1 protein-coding gene is annotated in these 546 nt (G+C 41.2%); it reads left to right on the top strand.

From position 1 onward, the window contains the following. Positions 1-546, top strand: a 546-nt coding sequence (locus MD535_RS25815) for an alanine racemase (RefSeq protein WP_265678134.1), incomplete at both ends; no start/stop codon positions are given.

The raw sequence follows: 546 nt of genomic DNA, 5'->3' as shown, positions 1-546 counted from the left end.
CCTGTAACAAAAGCCTTCCTCGGCCACCCTATCATCGCACAAGTTCTTATTGATGCTGGCGCAACAATGTTAGCCGATTCAAGAATCGAAAATCTTCAAAAGATGACTGAATCTGGCATTGCTATCCCTAAAATGCTCATACGTACACCCATGCTAAGTCAAGTGGCGAGCGTAATAAAATACAGTGATATGAGTTTAAATTCTGAAGTTGAAGTGATTCAGAGGCTTTCACATGCAGCGGAACAACAAAATTGCCGTCACGATATTATTATTATGGTTGAGCTTGGCGATCTCAGAGAAGGTGTGATGCCGAATCGCGTTATTGATTTTATCCGTGAGATTATTTCTTTACCGAACATCACGATAAAAGGAATTGGTACGAATTTGGCCTGTCGGTATGGTGTCGCTCCAGATGATCAAAATATGAATATTCTTTCTGAGCTTGCCGATGGAATTGAAGCTACATTTGGGATCAGTCTAGAAATTATTTCAGGGGGTAATTCTGCTTCAGTTAACTGGGCTCTTCAGAGAACAGGCTTAACTCGA

It is taken from the genome of Vibrio qingdaonensis, from assembly GCF_026191675.1.
Classification (GTDB): domain Bacteria; phylum Pseudomonadota; class Gammaproteobacteria; order Enterobacterales; family Vibrionaceae; genus Vibrio; species Vibrio qingdaonensis.
The sequence above is the reverse complement of the archived record's forward strand: the minus strand, read 5'-3'. Positions and strand labels throughout refer to the sequence as shown.